General features: G+C 40.2%; 15 protein-coding genes. 8 read left to right on the top strand and 7 right to left on the bottom strand.

Annotation, left to right across the window (positions count from 1 at the left end; genetic code table 11):
* Positions 1–16 precede the first annotated feature (16 nt).
* Positions 17–487, bottom strand: a complete 471-nt coding sequence (locus tag ACOMC3_RS18545) for a hypothetical protein (RefSeq protein ID WP_420317385.1) — start codon at positions 485–487, stop codon at positions 17–19.
* 133 nt (positions 488–620) lie between these two features.
* Here ACOMC3_RS18545 and ACOMC3_RS18540 point away from each other — a divergent pair, with 133 nt between their 5' ends.
* Together ACOMC3_RS18540 and ACOMC3_RS18535 are read left to right on the top strand one after the other, a co-directional pair.
* Positions 621–953 carry a PadR family transcriptional regulator gene (locus ACOMC3_RS18540; RefSeq protein WP_420317384.1) on the top strand — a complete coding sequence of 111 codons (333 nt, stop codon included), beginning with the start codon at positions 621–623 and terminating at the stop codon, positions 951–953.
* Positions 950–3,619 carry an FtsX-like permease family protein gene (locus ACOMC3_RS18535; RefSeq protein ID WP_420317383.1) on the top strand — a complete coding sequence of 890 codons (2,670 nt, stop codon included), beginning with the start codon at positions 950–952 and terminating at the stop codon, positions 3,617–3,619. Before ACOMC3_RS18540 ends, ACOMC3_RS18535 begins: the two co-directional genes overlap by 4 nt.
* A gap of 109 nt (positions 3,620–3,728) precedes the next feature.
* On the opposite strand, the gene ACOMC3_RS18530 is transcribed toward ACOMC3_RS18535, so the two are convergent.
* From ACOMC3_RS18530 to ACOMC3_RS18510, 5 genes are all read right to left on the bottom strand, one after another.
* Complete coding sequence (locus ACOMC3_RS18530; RefSeq protein WP_420317382.1) at positions 3,729–4,538, bottom strand: M48 family metalloprotease; 810 nt, start codon at positions 4,536–4,538, stop codon at positions 3,729–3,731.
* A gap of 107 nt (positions 4,539–4,645) precedes the next feature.
* A complete protein-coding gene (locus ACOMC3_RS18525; RefSeq protein WP_420317381.1) occupies positions 4,646–5,059 on the bottom strand; it encodes a nuclear transport factor 2 family protein in 414 nt (137 codons plus the stop codon).
* Between the two features lie 4 nt (positions 5,060–5,063).
* On the bottom strand, positions 5,064–6,317 hold the full coding sequence (gene metK / locus ACOMC3_RS18520) for a methionine adenosyltransferase (RefSeq protein WP_420317380.1): 1,254 nt from the start codon (positions 6,315–6,317) through the stop codon (positions 5,064–5,066).
* A gap of 51 nt (positions 6,318–6,368) precedes the next feature.
* Positions 6,369–7,079, bottom strand: coding sequence for an SAM-dependent methyltransferase (locus tag ACOMC3_RS18515; protein WP_420317379.1), 711 nt, complete (start codon positions 7,077–7,079; stop codon positions 6,369–6,371).
* Entirely contained in the window at positions 7,076–7,840 is a 765-nt protein-coding gene (locus ACOMC3_RS18510) for an alpha/beta fold hydrolase (protein ID WP_420317378.1), read from the bottom strand. Before ACOMC3_RS18510 ends, ACOMC3_RS18515 begins: the two co-directional genes overlap by 4 nt.
* Positions 7,841–7,954: 114 nt before the next feature.
* On the opposite strand from ACOMC3_RS18510, the gene ACOMC3_RS18505 reads away from it, so the two are divergent.
* From ACOMC3_RS18505 to ACOMC3_RS18490, 4 genes are read left to right on the top strand one after another with little or no spacing between them, the layout of a single operon-like run.
* A complete protein-coding gene (locus tag ACOMC3_RS18505; RefSeq protein WP_420317377.1) occupies positions 7,955–9,313 on the top strand; it encodes an alanine/glycine:cation symporter family protein in 1,359 nt (452 codons plus the stop codon).
* Positions 9,314–9,372: 59 nt separating this feature from the next.
* On the top strand, positions 9,373–10,713 hold the full coding sequence (gene trkA / locus ACOMC3_RS18500) for a Trk system potassium transporter TrkA (protein WP_420317376.1): 1,341 nt from the start codon (positions 9,373–9,375) through the stop codon (positions 10,711–10,713).
* Positions 10,713–12,170 carry a TrkH family potassium uptake protein gene (locus tag ACOMC3_RS18495; protein WP_420317375.1) on the top strand — a complete coding sequence of 486 codons (1,458 nt, stop codon included), beginning with the start codon at positions 10,713–10,715 and terminating at the stop codon, positions 12,168–12,170. The genes trkA and ACOMC3_RS18495 overlap by 1 nt, the downstream gene beginning before the upstream one ends.
* 50 nt (positions 12,171–12,220) lie before the next feature.
* On the top strand, positions 12,221–13,315 hold the full coding sequence (locus ACOMC3_RS18490) for a prolipoprotein diacylglyceryl transferase (RefSeq protein ID WP_420317374.1): 1,095 nt from the start codon (positions 12,221–12,223) through the stop codon (positions 13,313–13,315).
* A gap of 53 nt (positions 13,316–13,368) precedes the next feature.
* Here the strand turns inward: ACOMC3_RS18490 and ACOMC3_RS18485 are convergent, their stop codons facing one another.
* Positions 13,369–13,614, bottom strand: coding sequence for a hypothetical protein (locus ACOMC3_RS18485; RefSeq protein ID WP_420317373.1), 246 nt, complete (start codon positions 13,612–13,614; stop codon positions 13,369–13,371).
* A gap of 239 nt (positions 13,615–13,853) precedes the next feature.
* Between ACOMC3_RS18485 and clpB the strand changes: the two genes are divergently transcribed.
* Positions 13,854–16,469, top strand: a complete 2,616-nt coding sequence (clpB, locus tag ACOMC3_RS18480) for an ATP-dependent chaperone ClpB (RefSeq protein ID WP_420317372.1) — start codon at positions 13,854–13,856, stop codon at positions 16,467–16,469.
* The gene (locus ACOMC3_RS18475; RefSeq protein ID WP_420317371.1) at positions 16,462–16,611 is read left to right on the top strand and encodes a hypothetical protein; all 150 of its coding nucleotides are present in this window, start codon (positions 16,462–16,464) and stop codon (positions 16,609–16,611) included. The genes clpB and ACOMC3_RS18475 overlap by 8 nt, the downstream gene beginning before the upstream one ends.
* Positions 16,612–16,756 lie beyond the last annotated feature (145 nt).

The raw sequence follows: 16,756 nt of genomic DNA, 5'->3' as shown, positions 1-16,756 counted from the left end.
AAGTTTTGAGGAATTCTTAAAGCTTTTCCAACTCGTATTGATAGTCGGCCTGCAGGTCCTCATGAAGGCTTGTAAGTGCTTTTTTTATACGTGTGATTTCCCTATGATATAGGTTTTTGATGGTTGGGTGCCTATTGATAGCAATACCCGAGTCTTTTATACATCGACACAAATACAGTCGAACCTCCACTTCTGTTTGTTTTTGACCCGAATATCTTAATGACTTATTGAGTGAACGAACAATTTTCTGTAACCCTTTTTTTACATAGTAAAGATGGCTCATATTGATCTCCTCCATCATGTCATCAATATCCTCTTTCAGCAGTTTTATATAACCAAGCTCATCCCCAGCCTCAAAAAGTAAGTAGGTTAGGAGTTCTTTATTGTCTTTTTTGAATCGGCCCAGGCGTAAACATATAGCCAGCACCTCTTCTGGAGTTCGTTGTTTCAACTCTCTTTTTATATCTGCCAGTGATGCTGCTTTCATTCTAAATCAAATTTACCTCTTTGATCAGTCATGTTGATTGATAGATCCCATTTACATAAAAAACTGTGAAAACCATTTCTTTTACAACTTAAATAGAAATGATCCGTATATTTGTTTTACAAATTCAATAATAATGGGTAGAACAAATTTTCTGGGTGAGTTTGAAGAGCTAATTCTCACCATGGTTTTGATTCAGGAAGAAGATGCATACGGCAATACGATTGTCAAAGCGATTAAAGAGCATCAGAACCGTGAAGTCAACCTCAGCTCCGTTCACATCACGCTTTATCGACTGGAGGAAAAAGGATACCTCGAATCGTACATGGGTGGAGCCACAAAAGCTCGCGGCGGCAGGAAAAAGCGTTTTTTTAAAATCACGAATGCAGGTAAGGTACTGCTGCAGGAAATGAAAGATGCCAGGACTAATCTCTGGAAACTTGCTCCACAACTCAACTTTTCTTCATGAACACTCCAAGGCCACCTAGGTTATTTGCCAGATTTTTTCAATGGTATTGTAATCCACGATTACAAGAAGCGATTCTTGGAGATCTGGAAGAACAATTCGAAGAAGACATTGAAACACATGGACTAAGCAAAGCAAGAAGAAGATTCGCCTGGACGGTGATTCGATTTTTTAGAAAGGACATCATTAAGCCTTTAAGCGGCACTCAAAAACTTAATAATTACGGCATGTTAAAAAATTACTTCATTACATCTATTCGTTTCATTAAGCGAGAAAAGGTATTCGCTTTGATGAACATTTCCGGACTTGCATTAGGCATTGCCTGTGCAATTGTCATCTACAAAATCCTGGATTACGAGTATAGCTACAACAAGCACCATCAGCATTATGAAAATCTCTACCGCGTCTTAAATGAGGACATTACCACCCGAGGAAAGTTACTCTACCGTGCACAAACGCACCCTTTGGCAGGTGCTCTAAGAAACGATTTCACAGGGATCAATGCCGCCATGACCTTTTATGATCGCGACGGTTTGATTGGTATTCCGGATGGAGAGGGTAACATCCAGCGCTTTCAGGAAAAGAAGGGTGTGGCTTTTGTAGAACCTCAGTTTCTAGAGATGTTTACGCTTCGTTTTCTGGTCGGAGATCAAAAAAATGCATTAAGTGAGCCAGGGAAAGTCATCTTAACGGAATCAAAAGCCAAGAAGTATTTTGGACTCTCATCATTCAATTTACACGAAGCTATAGGAAGGGAAGTAATCCTGGAAAATGAGAAAACGCTCGTCGTTTCTGCAGTGGTAGAAGATGAACCAACTACTTCTGACTTCCCCTTCGAAGTTTTCTTTCATTACATGGATCAGGATGCTGCAAACCCTTGGTTCCTTAAAGGGCAGGATTGGGATGAATACAACAGTGCAACCAATTGTTACGTCCTACTTGACAATGGAGTAAATCCAAATGATTTTGAAAAGCAACTGGAAACCATTGTTGATAAATATCTCCCGGAACATGCCGCTAAGAACAGGACATATAAACTTCAGCCATTTTCTGACCTCCACTATAGCGAGGAAGTAAGAAGCACGTATGCAGGCATCACTTCAACAAAGAATGAATTGATGATACTGGGATTAGTTGGTCTGTTTTTAATCATTACAGCTTGTATCAATTTCATAAACCTATCCACTGCGCAGGCGGTTAAGCGATCCAAAGAGGTAGGCGTTCGAAAAACGATGGGTAGCAGCAGGAGTCAATTAATGATTCAATTCTTATGTGAGACATTTCTCATCACTGTTCTTGCAACAATTTGTGCCCTCTTCCTGGCATCTTTTCTTGTGGGCGAAGTAGCGGACATTTTTAAATATGAGATGCAGCTCGATCTAATGTCTGATGTTCAAATCATCTATTTTTTATTAAGCCTAATCCTGGGTGTAACCATCGTTGCTGGTATCTACCCTTCCCTTATTCTTGCACGAATGAATCCAGTGCTGGCGATAAAAAATAGTCTGAATGTGAAACATACGTCCGGATTTCTTTCGCTTCGAAAAGCACTAGTTGTCATGCAATTTGCCATTTCACAAATTCTTATTATCAGCATTCTAATCCTGAAGGCACAAATGGATTTCTTTCAAACCAAGGATTTAGGATTTAACGATGAATCCATTGTCGTTGTAGACCTGCCTGAAAATGATTCCACTCGTTTAAATGTCTTAAAAAGTGGGCTACTATCGCATTCGTCAGTATCTAAAGTAAGTTTCAGTACCTCAGGGCCGATGGCCTCATGGAGATCCACCAATCCTATTTTTCATCCCAATATTGAAGGGCAGGATGTTTCAGGTAATTTGAAGAATGTCGATGAAGATTATTTTGATCTATACGAGATGGAGTTCTTAGCAGGAGAGCCCTTTAAGGCCTCTGATCCTAGAAATTATGCGGTAATAAACCGGCAGCTGACAAAAGTTTTGGGATTTGAAGATCCGCATGATGCACTAGGAGAACGAATTAAATATGGAAGAGGATCTCTTGAAATGATCGTAGTAGGAGTGGTTAAAGATTTTCATTCTGCTTCCCTTCATGCAGAAATGGATAACGTGTTTTTAGCCAACTACTCCTGGAATATCTTTCAGGGAAATATTAAACTTCATCCGAAGGGTAACAGTTTTTCTGAATTTAAGCATGCATTAAATCATATCGAGGAAACTTGGGTAGCTCAGTTCCCGGAGCACGTGTTTGACTTTGACTTTTATGATGAGCAATTGGCTGCTATGTATGCTTTGGAGATAAGTGTAGCTAAAGTATTTAGACTCTTCGTCATCATAGCCATCCTCATCGGTGCTTTAGGACTCTACGGACTGGTCTCATTTATAGCTAATCAGAAGACAAAGGAGATCGGAATAAGAAAAGTAATGGGAGCATCTGAAATTGCGATTTGGAATATTTTTTCAAAAGAATTTGTGCTGTTGTTAACTGTAGCATTCTTTATTTCTGCACCTGTCTCATATTACCTTATGCGTGCGTTTCTCAATACTTACGCTTATAGAATAACACTAGGTCCAAAGTTTTTTATAGTAGCAATTCTTCTAAGTATGATCATTGCCTTCCTTACAGTTGGATATAAATCCATCAGTGTTGCTCGGGCAAATCCGATTGATGCACTAAAAGACGAATGATTTTAAAGAGGCGTAGCGATCATCTTTTATTGAATTCCCTGCGCCTCTATTTGCATTTTAATGCTCCCTTCCTGTTGGATTTGACATTTCATATGCCTCCTAAATCCTCTTAATTGATCAGAGAAGCTTTAAATGCCTCATAGTCAGATACTGCATCATCACCCAAAGTTGTATCACACCCTATTTCTGCTGCCTTCGCATTTATGTCAGCCACACGGTTTTCAGGGCTTGGGTGTGTACTTAAAAATTCAGGAGGAGTAGATGCATTACTTTCTTCAAGCTTTTGGAAAAAAGCTGCAGCTCCATTACACGCATAATCGTCTACATCAGCAAGATAAAGAACGGAGAAATCATCTGCTTCAGTTTCAGCGTCCCGACTAAACTTTAAAGTACCCAATGAAGTGGCAATTTCTGTTAATAGGCCTGGGTCTCCTCCGCTTATAATGCTTAAGAGAACACTTACTCCATATTGTCTTTGTAATTGTTTTGAACTATGTCGCTGATCTGCATGTGCAATTTCATGACCCATTACACCGGCCAGATCATCTTCCTTATCTAAAAAGAAAATCAACCCGGTATAAACATATATTTGACCTCCTGGGGTAGCAAAAGCATTTAATACTTCCGGATCGTCAATGATGTTCACTTTCCAGGGAAATTCCGTACGATACGATACGCTTCTTGAGGCCAAAATGGAATTCATCATGTTTTCAATATATGTATAGGCTTCCAAGTTGGCTGATCTATCCAGGATAGGAAACTGCTCTGGCATACTTGCAATTTCATCCGCTACCTGCTGTCCAAGAGAAATGTCATTGTTGATACTGAATAAGACGATATCTCCATTTTTATCACATGAGCTTGTGATGATCATGAAAACAGTCATAAAAAGGAGCACGAAAGGATTTATCTTTTTCATTCTAAAAATTTTAGGGTAGCAAACATACCCGCTCATTTAGGGATTGAAAAGGGTAATTAGATGAATGACCCTTAAGGTTCTTTCAATTGTGCCAAGGACAGGACCTTTTACAGCTTTAACTTAAGCTTACCCCACAGACTCAAGTCCTCAAGATATGCTCTCATTTTTTCTCCCACTTTTTCGATGGCTTTCAAAGGTCGTACCATGACTTTAAATTCCGTAATTAGCCCTTCTTCATTGATAGTGATGATATCAACACCATCTATATGAATACCGTCTATTTCGGCATTGAATTCTAAAACTGCTTCCCGCTCATTGATGACTTCTTTCACATAGTGAAAATTTGAGCCTTCAAACATTTTAGCTGCAGCAAGCAGATAGACCATCACTTTTTTACGTCCAGTCTGTGGTTTGAATAGAATGGGGGAGTGAAAGATTGCTCCCTTGTCAAGCATCGACTTAAGCAACTTAGCATCCTGATTTTTAACGACTTCATGCCAGTTACTTAAAACTTCCTCCATGTTTTTATAGTCCAAAGGCCTCTTTGACCTGATCTACGTAATCCAATTTTTCCCAGGTAAATGTTTCAACCACTTTCTTAATCTCCTCTCCTCCATTACCTGTAAAAGTTACTTGCTTAACCTCCGGGGCTCTACCCATATGGCCATATGCAGCAGACTCGGAATAAATTGGTTCTTTAAGCTTTAATCGTTTGATAATATAAGCCGGTCGCATATCGAAGATCTTCTCCACAATCTTAGCTATCTCACCGTCATTCATGTCAACATTTGCAGTACCGTAAGTATTTACATAAATGCCCATCGGTTCCGCTACACCAATCGCATATGACACTTGTACAAGAACCTCATTGGCAACTCCTGCTGCCACCAAATTTTTTGCAATATGTCTGGTCGCGTATGCAGCTGACCTGTCTACTTTGGAAGGATCTTTTCCGGAGAATGCCCCTCCTCCATGAGCACCTTTACCACCATAAGTATCAACGATGATTTTACGACCTGTTAGACCCGCATCTCCATGTGGACCACCAATCACAAACTTTCCTGTTGGGTTGATATGATATTTGATCTGATCATTGAAAAGGGCCTGATTATCAGACTTCATTTTCTTGATCACTCGTGGGATAAGGATACTAATTACATCCTCTTTAATTTTTTTAAGCATGTTGTCTTCACTGTCAAAGTCATCGTGCTGAGTAGAAACAACAATCGCGTCAATTCTAACGGGTCTATTATCGTCATCATATTCGATGGTGACTTGCGACTTAGCATCAGGACGCAGGTAAGTCATCTCCTTCCCTTCTTTTCTGATAGCAGAAAGCTCCATTAAGATGCTGTGGGAAATATTCAATGCCAGTGGCATGTAATTGTCCGTTTCGGTAGTGGCATACCCAAACATCATTCCCTGATCTCCCGCACCTTGCTCATCTTCAGTATCTCGATCGACTCCCTGATTAATATCTGGAGACTGTTCGTGGATGGCAGAAATGACTCCACATGAGTTGCCATCAAACATGTATTCTCCTTTGGTATATCCAATCCTGTTGATGACATCTCTGGCAATGTTTTGCACATCAATATATGCGCTTGTCTTTACTTCACCAGCTAAAGCAACTAAACCTGTAGTTACCATTGTCTCACATGCAACCTTACTGTCTGGGTCAAATGCAAGGAAATGATCCAACAATGCATCGGAAATCTGATCAGCAATTTTATCCGGGTGTCCTTCACTTACGGATTCTGAAGTAAATAAATAGGGCATCTATATATCGTTTGAATTGGTCGGCAAATTTAGAAGATTCGCTGAACTACGTTACGGGAATTGTCCAAAACTAAATATTGTTGGAATTTTATGTATTTGAATGTCCGCCTTCTGCCATTTTGAAATGGGTGCTGATAGTATCTTTTCATTGGTTCCAGAGATCTCTGCAGCGATACTGAGCAATGTATCCGGACGACATGTTTTTAAAATATCCTTGATTAGCTGTTGATTTCTGTATGGGGTTTCCATGAAAAGCTGTGTGTAGCCGCTTTGACTTAGCTTTTCCAGTTCTCTAATTTTTTGCTGCCTTGGGCTCTTGTCAATTGGTAAATAGCCATGAAAGGTAAATTTCTGTCCATTAAATCCTGAAGCAATCAGCGCCATCTGAATGGAAGAAGTGCCTGGCATTGGAACTACCTGTATATGGGTTTGATGCGCGAAGCTTACCGCCAAATTACCAGGGTCAGCCAAGCAAGGAACACCTGCCTCTGAGATCATGCCCATGTCCTTTCCATTCCGTATCGGCTCGAAAAGTGAATACATCTGATCCCAGTTTGATTTTTTGTCCAAAACATAAAATTCTAACTCATCTATGGTAATACCAGCTTTTAAGCTGCTGATAAACCTTCTTGCTGTTCGCACATTTTCAACAAAGAAGTACTTGGTATTTCTGAGCACTTCTGTCACCATTGGTGACATAAATGAGGCATCATTATCCGATGATAAGTAAGTTGGGATTAGGAAAAGTTTACCTTGGCTCATGTGTTTAAAAATTCAATGACCATTTCCCCTAGTTCAGTTGGCTTTTCAGCATGTACCCAATGACCTGCCCCCTTTACCGAAGATATTATTGCTTTTGGAAAATGCTCACGAATTAGGTCGTGATCATTTTCTGAAATATAATCAGACTTACTACCGGCTATAAACAGTGTTGTTCCGTCAAATGCAACATCACCTTCAATGCCCTCTCCAACTTTTTCAGTTGCCCTCTCGATCGCATCCACATTTAACTTCCATTCAAAACTTCCATCTTTTTTTCGATCCAGATTCTTTAGGATGAATTGACGTACACCCACATTAGCTATTACTTTGGACATCTGCTCATCCGCATCTTTTCTGTTTTCTAAGCTATCCAGATTCACCGAATGAAACCCTTCAAAAATCTGCTGATGATGTGGTGGGTAGTACTTAGGTGCAATGTCAACTACAATTAGCCTGTTAACCCTGTCAGAATATTTTGTTGCCAGATGCATTGCCACCTTACCACCCATTGAGTGGCCAAGAATATGAGCCTCTTGAATTCCTTCATCGTCCATTAGCTCAACTATATCTTCCACCATCACATGATAATCAAATTCATCACTGTGAGGCGAATTACCATGGTTCCTGAGATCCACCAAATAGACTTTAAACGATTCCGCAAAAACTTTTCCAAGCGTTTGCCAGTTATCTGATGACCCAAAAACGCCGTGCATGATAATGAGGGGATCTCCTTCTCCCAGAGTTCTAAAATTTAATTTCATTTAAGGATTAACGTCTGTTTGTTGGGAAATAGAATAACAAAATCGAACTTTTTGTTCATTCGATACCAAATATTAAGTTTTGACTCAAAGTTACATATTACCTTCACCAGCTTTATGAATTCGATCAGCACTTTTCTTTCAGATGCAGTCTCCTTTATATGGGGGCCTCCTTTGCTCATACTATTACTTGGTGGAGGATTTTTCTTGCTTGTTTATTCGCGTTTTCTCCCCTTCAGATATTTACGCCATTCAATTAATGTATTAAGAGGCAAATATGATGACCCTAATGATCCCGGAGAAATTAGTCACTTTGAGGCCTTATCCGGTGCGCTTGCAGCCACAATAGGCATGGGAAACATCAGTGGGGTTGCATTGGCAATAGCCGCTGGCGGTCCAGGTGCCATGTTTTGGATGTGGGTTAGTGCATTCATTGGAATGGCAACTAAATTTTTTACATGTACACTTGCCGTCCAATTTCGTGGAACCGATAGCAACGGAGAACTTCAGGGTGGGCCCATGTATGTAATTCGAGAAGCTTTGAGTAAAAAATGGATGCCTCTGGCTATTTTCTTTTGCGTTGCTGGATTTTTTGGCGCAACACCTGTGTTTCAAACAAATCAAATGGTGGCCGTTTTCAAAAATGTGGTGCTAATTCCCGCAGGATTTCAAGACTCATTTATGCTAAACCTGTTAATTGGGATTGTCATCGCTGGGTTGGTAGCAGCTGTAATTCTTGGAGGCATTAAGCGTATAGGTAATGTAGCTTCAAAGCTGGTGCCATTCATGGTCATCCTCTTTGTTATTGGTGTGCTCACAATTATGATAATGAATCCAGGTGATATCATTCCTTCATTACTTTTCATAGTAGAAGATGCCTTTACTGCCAAGGCAGTCTTGGGTGGTGCAGTTGGTGCTGTGATAGTGGAAGGAGCGAAACGTGCGGCATTCTCAAATGAAGCAGGAATTGGTATGGCACCCCTGATGCATGGTGCTGCCAAAACAAAAGAGCCTGTTCGAGAAGGACTTGTCGCGATGCTAGGTCCAGCAATTGATACCATTATCATTTGCACAATGACTGGTTTATGTATCCTGATTACAGGTGTTTGGAACAGCGGAGAGGCTGATGGCATTGTGATGACAGTAAAAGCTTTCCAAATAGGGTTACCTGGGTTCGGTCCTTATGTATTAATGATCTGTGTAATGGTATTTGCCATTACTACCATTTTCGGTTTGGCTTACTATGGTCAGAAATGTCTATCATTTATCATAGGAGCCAAGTATGGCAAATACTTTTATTATTGGTACATCGCACTGGTTTTAGTAGGTTCGGTCGCATCTTTAAATGATGTGGTTAACTTGGTTTTCGTGGCTTACGGCTTAATGGCTGTACCAACCATGATATCCACAGTTGTACTAGCTCCGAAAGTGATGGAAGCCACTAAGAAGTACTTTAGTGAAGTATATAAATCGTAATCATTTGGAATGCTGGTACTTAGATATCATATCTTTGCGCCAATATCATTTAAGATAGGATGAGAATTGTAATAGCAGGAGCCGGTGAGATGGGTTTTCATCTTGCAAAGCTTTTAACCGCCGAAGAACAGGATATCGTAATCATTGATTCAAATCCAAATGTTCTGGAGTATGTCTCGCAGCACTTAGATGTGAACACTGTCAGAGGAAGCTCCACATCTCCAAGAGTATTGAAAGAAGCAAATATTGGTAAGGCAGACTTGCTGATAGCAGTTACTTCAATCCAGGAAACCAACATCACTACCTGTATTCTTGGAAAAAGTCTAGGCGCTAAAAAGACAATAGCCAGAATCTCAAATACAGAACTACTTCATTCCAGAGATGAGCTTAACTTAAGCAATGTTGGCATTGATGAAGTTATTTCTCCGGCATCTTTGGCTGCACGGGAGATCAAGCGATTACTGAAACAATCTGCATTGACTGACACTTTTGAGTTTGAGAAAGGAATGCTTTCCCTAGTAGGTATTACTGTTGATGAAGGGTCACAATTGTTTGGGAAAACACTTACTGAAACAGCTTACTTAAATCCAGATCACAACTTTACAACCGTTGCAATCCTCAGAAATAATAAAACGATCATACCATACGGTGAAAACAAATTTCAAACCGGAGATCATGCTTATTTCATTGCACAGCCGGATGGGATAGAGCGTGTCACTGCACTTGCAGGCAAAGAAAGCTTTGAAATTAAAAACATAATGATTTTGGGAGCGAGCAAAGTGGGCATCAACACCGCTAAGCTGCTGAGCAAAAAATATAACATCAAGTTGATAGAGGCAGATAAAGAGAAATGTCTGCATCTGGTGGATGAGCTCCCAGATACGATGATTATTAATGGTGATGGAAGAGACATTAATCTTTTAAAAGAAGAGAGCATTGATCGGATGGATGCATTTGTTGCATTGACTGAAAACTCAGAAACCAATATCATGGCTTCATTAGTAGCCAAAAATCAAGGAGTCAGAAAGACAATCGCTTTGGTTGAAAATGTGGATTACATCCATCTTTCACAAAGCATTGGAATTGATACGCTAATCAATAAAAAGCTAATTGCCGCAAGCTTTATCTTTAGATACATTCGAAAAGGTGAGGTACTAAATATTGCCGGTATTCACGGGGTAGATGCAGAGATCTTAGAATTTGAATTAGGTGAGAAATCTCGAATAGTCGAGAAACCATTGAAAGACCTGGATTTTCCACGTACTGCCATCGTTGGAGGAGTGATTCGGGATGGGAAGGGCATAGCCGTTCGAGGAAATTTTGAATTCCATCCAAAAGACCGGGTGGTGGTATTATCCAAACCAGAATGTATTAGAAAAGTGGAGAGCTTTTTCAAGTAATGCAGTTTAACTACAAGGTAATTTTCAAAGTCATCGGTATTCTTCTGTTAATAAACGGAGGATTTATGTTGACTTGCCTTCCTTTTAGTTTTTATTATGGTGGAGGAGACCACTTTCCATTAATAGCTTCAGCACTTATTACGATCGGGTTTGGTGGGCTTTTGCTACTCCTAACACGCAATCTGAGCACCAACGAAATGAGGAAGAAGGATGGCTACCTCATTGTGACCATGGGTTGGCTTTCCATGTCATTTTTTGGATCCCTTCCATACATTTTAAGTGGGGCCATTCCTGATTTAACCAATGCTTTTTTTGAAACCTTATCTGGTTTTTCAACAACAGGCGCCACAGTGTTGACTGACATTGAATCTGTTGAAAAAGGAATTCTTTTCTGGAGAAGTCTAACACAGTGGATAGGTGGAATGGGTATCATCGTTTTAACGGTTGCTATCCTTCCTCTTTTAGGTATTGGAGGAATGCAGCTTTTCGTTGCAGAAGCACCTGGAATTTCTCCTGATAAACTGCAACCAAGGATCAAAGAAACAGCAAAGCGTCTTTGGATCATATACTGCGGGTTGACTGTTACAGAATTGATTTTATTGTGGATCGGAGGAATGGATTTTTATGATGCGATCAACCATAGCTTGACCACCATGGCAACAGGTGGGTTTTCTACCAAGAATGCCAGTATCGCGTATTATAGCGATCCATTCATCCAGTATGTAATCATCACATTCATGTTCCTTGCAGGAACCAACTTTACCATGACCTATTTTGGATTGCATGGAAAATTCAAAAAAGTACTCAAAAACGAGGAGTTTAGATTCTATTTTATCTTTTGCCTGTTTACATCCTTAATCGTTGGGTTAATCATATTCAATCTTGGACATGATACGCTGGAAAAATCATTAAGAGACGCACTGTTCCAAGTGGTGTCATTAGTTACCACAACCGGCTATGTCACTCATGACTATACAGCCTGGACATCTTTCCTAACTGTGTTGTTCTTCCTGCTCATGTTTGCTGGAGGATCCGCCGGCTCTACTGCCGGAGGGGTAAAATTGGTTCGACATATTTTACTTATTAAGAACAGTTTATTAGAACTTAAAAGAATTCTTCATCCATCCGCTATTATTCCGGTTAGATTCAATGGTAAATCAGTAAGCAGAGACATTACATTCAATGTCCTGGCCTTTATCATGATCTATATCCTGGTCATGTGTTTTGGAGCCATTGCAGTATCCTCATTTGGCATAGATTTCAATACAGCATTAGGCGCAGTTGCTACTACACTTGGAAACATCGGACCAGGCATTGGTGATGTAGGTCCCGTAGACAACTTCGCACACCTACCAATGGGAGTGAAATGGATACTCTCCTTTATGATGCTCCTTGGAAGGCTGGAGTTATTTACTGTTCTCATATTGTTTACGCCATTTTTCTGGAGAAAAGTTTAGGCTTTCATAAGATTAGGTCATCTTTGGCGTCTTCATAAACAAAAGAAGATATGAACATCCTCAATTATATAATCTGGACGGTAGATCCGGCCATTTTTACAATTCCATTTACAGATTACGCACCTCGCTGGTATGGAGTATTATTTGCCCTTGGATTTCTTTTGTCTCAACAGGTGTTTTTCAAAATATTCAAGACGGAAGGCAGACCAGAAAAGGATGTAGAACGTATCACAGGCTATATGGTGGTCGCCACTATTGTTGGAGCACGTCTCGGCCACTGCCTATTCTATAATCCTGAATACTACCTCTCCAATCCAATCAAGATTTTAATGATCTGGGAAGGAGGACTAGCTAGTCATGGAGGCACTTTGGGTATCATAGTAGCCATTTGGATGTTCTGTAAAAAGTATAATTATCGATTTCTCTGGGTGATAGACAGAATGGTAATTGTTGCTGCACTTACAGGTGCAATGATCAGAACCGGAAATCTCTTCAATTCAGAGATGGAAGGAACGCTTACCAATTCGAATATGGGAATCGTTTATGCCCGAGCAACGTATGATGTTTTGAATTATTCAGAAGATGTTGACGATGTTTGGTTCGAAAAAGGTGGAGAAATGCAAAGCTCGCAGGCTGGGTTTGTGCCAATTACTGCCTTCATTGAATACCGCAACAATTTTGAATTCCAACTGGCAGACAAGATGTTCATTGAAAACCAGCTTAAGAGTGCATTAAATAGATATACTGAGATAAAGGAGCATGTTGATTTTGGAGATGGTCCTCTCATTTATAAGAATTACCAAAAGGACGGTAAGGAGATTGTAGAGATTTCAGCACTTGGTAAGGTGCGACATGCCGCCCAATTGTATGAAGCACTTTACTGTGTCGTATTAATGATCGTTCTCTATTGGCTGTGGAGCAAAAAAAGAGACCAGCTACCCCAAGGGTTTAATTTTGCCTTATTCATGATTGTTCTTTGGTCTCTCCGATTTGTAGATGAATTCTTCAAAATGAATCAGGAGGCATTTGAAGAAAACATGGCATTAAATATGGGACAAATTCTAAGTATCCCGCTAACCATTGTTGGCATAATCGTTATGGTCTGGGTATTCCAGCAAGATCGGAAAATGTCAGATTTCAAATAGCAAAAAAAAAAGGAGCTCAAAGCTCCTTTATTCTTTTTAAATCTGCTAGACCCCTACTGATTTGCTTCATCAGCAACTTCGTCAGCAGCTTCCTCTGCTTCAGTAGCGAGAGAATCCACTGCCATATCTAAAGAATCCATTGCAGAATCTGCTGCATCTTCCATTTCATCCATCGCCTCTTCAGCAGTTTCACTTGCTTCTTCTACTGCGTCCTCTGCTTCAGATTCTGATGAAGATGATGATGATGTGCAAGCTCCTAGGAATGCCACCATAGCTACTAGTAATAATACTTTTTTCATTTGGTCAGGTTTTAAATTCTCCATAAAATTAGAAGTATAATACTCATATGCAAGCGATAAATCCCCATTTGTGTAAAAATTCAAAATAAAATTTATACAAGCATCAGTCATCATCATGACTAGATGTCTCATTTTATCAATCTTGATTTAAAAAAATCTGACAACTTGTCTTTAAATAGTCCAATTATTCCTTTGGAATAGCATTTGTCGTCTTGAGATCGTACAAGAACAAGCGACTAATGAATTTTAATAATTATACAATCAAAGCTCAGGAAGCCTTACAAAAGGCGACCGAAATTGCTTCAGGGGGTGGTCATCAAGTTATTGAGACCGGACATCTCTTGAAGGCTATATTACAATCAGATGAGAACTTAATATCATTCCTTCTGAAAAAACTGGGTGCCAACAAACCAATGATCGAAGGGCCATTGGATGATTTAATTAATGGCTATCCTCAGGTTTCTGGAGGTCAACCATATCTTTCAAATGATGCGGCGAAAGCATTACAGAAAGCGGAGAAGTATCTGAAAGATTTTGAAGACGAATTCGTTGCGGTAGAGCATATTATTCTCGGGATTTTGGCTGGCTCTGATAAGCCGTCACAGATTCTCAAAAACACAGGTTTTCAGGAAAAGCAGTTAATCTCAGCAATCAAAGAATTGAGAGGTGGAGAGCGAGTAACTGATCAAAATGCTGAATCTAAGTATCGATCTCTGGAGCGATATTCTAAAAACCTTAATGAGCTTGCGAAGAAGGGAAAGATAGATCCGGTAATCGGACGAGACGAAGAAATAAGAAGGGTATTGCAAATTCTTGCTCGAAGGACTAAAAACAACCCAATTTTATTAGGTGAGCCCGGTGTTGGTAAGACAGCAATTGTAGAGGGCATGGCTCAGCGAATCATTGATGGGGATGTCCCGGAGAATTTGAAGTCCAAAACCATCATTTCACTAGATATGGGTCTGCTTGTAGCTGGAGCGAAATACAAAGGTGAGTTTGAAGAACGATTAAAAGCGGTAATCAAAGAAGTAACTGATAGTGATGGAGAGATCATTCTTTTCATTGATGAGATTCACACCCTGATTGGTGCAGGAGGGGGTGGTGAAGGAGCGATGGATGCAGCTAACCTTTTAAAACCTGCTTTGGCCAGAGGTGAATTACATGCAATTGGTGCTACAACACTTCAGGAATATCAGAAATACATTGAGAAAGACAAAGCATTAGAGCGTAGGTTCCAGGCAATCATCGTGGATGAACCAGGTGTTCAAGATGCCATTTCAATACTTCGAGGGATCAAAGACAAATATGAAGTACACCATGGAGTAAGGGTTAAAGACGATGCAGTTATCGCCGCTGTTGAGTTATCCAACAGATACATTTCGGATCGATTCTTACCCGATAAAGCCATTGACTTGATGGATGAGGCTGCATCCAAACTTAGGATTGAGATTGATTCGCTTCCGGAAGAGCTGGACGAGTTGAATAGAAGGATCATGCAGCTGGAAATTGAGCGTGAGGCTATTCGGAGAGAAAAGAACAAAGACAAAGAGAAGCAGCTCAATAAAGAGATCGCCAACCTGGATGGAGAACGGAAAGAGCTTAAAGCAAAGTGGGACAATGAAAAATCCGTCATCCAGGGTCTTCGCGAGCAGAAAGAAAATATTGAAAACTATAAACTGGAAGCAGAAAAAGCAGAAAGGGCCGGAGAGTATGACAAAGTAGCAGAGATCCGATACGGAAAAATTGTAGATGCGGAGCAAAAACTGGCAGACTTTCAAAAGCAACTTCACGAAATGCAGGGCGAGAAATCCCTGCTAAAAGAGGAAGTAGATGCTGAAGATATTGCTGAAATAGTTGCAAAGTGGACCGGCATCCCTGTTTCAAAAATGCTTCAAAGTGATCGTGAAAAACTTATCCATTTGGAGGAAGAGCTAGGCAAGCGAGTGGCAGGACAGGCAGAGGCGATTCAAGCAGTATCGGATGCAGTAAGAAGAAGTCGTGCCGGATTGCATGATCCCAAGCGTCCGATTGGTTCGTTCATATTCCTCGGAACCACCGGGGTTGGTAAAACTGAGCTGGCAAAAGCCCTGGCTGAATACTTATTCAATGATGAAAACTCGATGGTGCGTATTGATATGTCTGAGTATCAGGAGCGTCATGCTGTGAGTCGACTAATCGGAGCGCCTCCGGGCTATGTAGGATATGATGAAGGTGGTCAGCTAACTGAGGCAGTAAGAAGAAAGCCATATAGCGTCATTCTATTGGATGAAATTGAAAAAGCCCACCCTGATGTATTCAATATTTTACTTCAGGTGTTGGACGATGGCCGACTGACAGACAATAAAGGACGTATGGCGAATTTCAAGAATACGATCATTATCATGACCACCAACATTGGGTCAGGTCTTATTCAGGAAAAGTTTGAGAAGATGGATGAATTAAATCCAGAACCGGTGATTGAAGAGACAAAGAATGAGGTATTCGAATTGCTCAAGAAATCGGTACGGCCGGAGTTCCTTAACCGTGTGGATGAAACAATTATGTTCCGTCCATTGAGTAAGGAGGATCTTCAAAAGATCGTTGGCATTCAGTTTAGGTTGATTCAGAAGAGATTGGAGGAAAACGGAATTAAAATTGAAGCGGATGAAAAAGTGTTAGCTCATCTGGGTAAGATTGGTTTCGATCCGCAATTTGGCGCCAGACCATTGAAGCGTGTACTTCAAAGGAAGATTCTCAATGAACTCTCAAAAGAAATCCTTAGCGGAAATATTGCGAAGGATTCAGTGATTGGAGTCACTTTATCTGATGGTGGTGAAATTGAATTTCTTAACCTTGATAAGGTAGCCATTGAGTAAATTTTGGAAACTATTTAAGCGAATAATGTGGGTGGCGATCATTGGAACAATGATCGCTTTCCACAATACCTACAATCAAGAATTTAAATCAATTGATGATGTGAAGCAAGAGCAGGTCATCAAGGATGAGGAAGAAGATTAGGAATTACATTCCCTAACTTTTTATTCCAATTTCATCAATTAAGATTAGCCCATCAAACTGCTTTGATAATGTCAATGTGTTAGAGCTGGAAAGCGTCAACAGGTAAAAATTGCCTGCACAATACCGTTTCCATGATTAATTTTCG

This window comes from Ekhidna sp. (assembly GCF_965212185.1).
Taxonomy (GTDB): domain Bacteria; phylum Bacteroidota; class Bacteroidia; order Cytophagales; family Cyclobacteriaceae; genus Ekhidna.
This window is presented reverse-complemented; position numbering and strand designations above follow the sequence as displayed.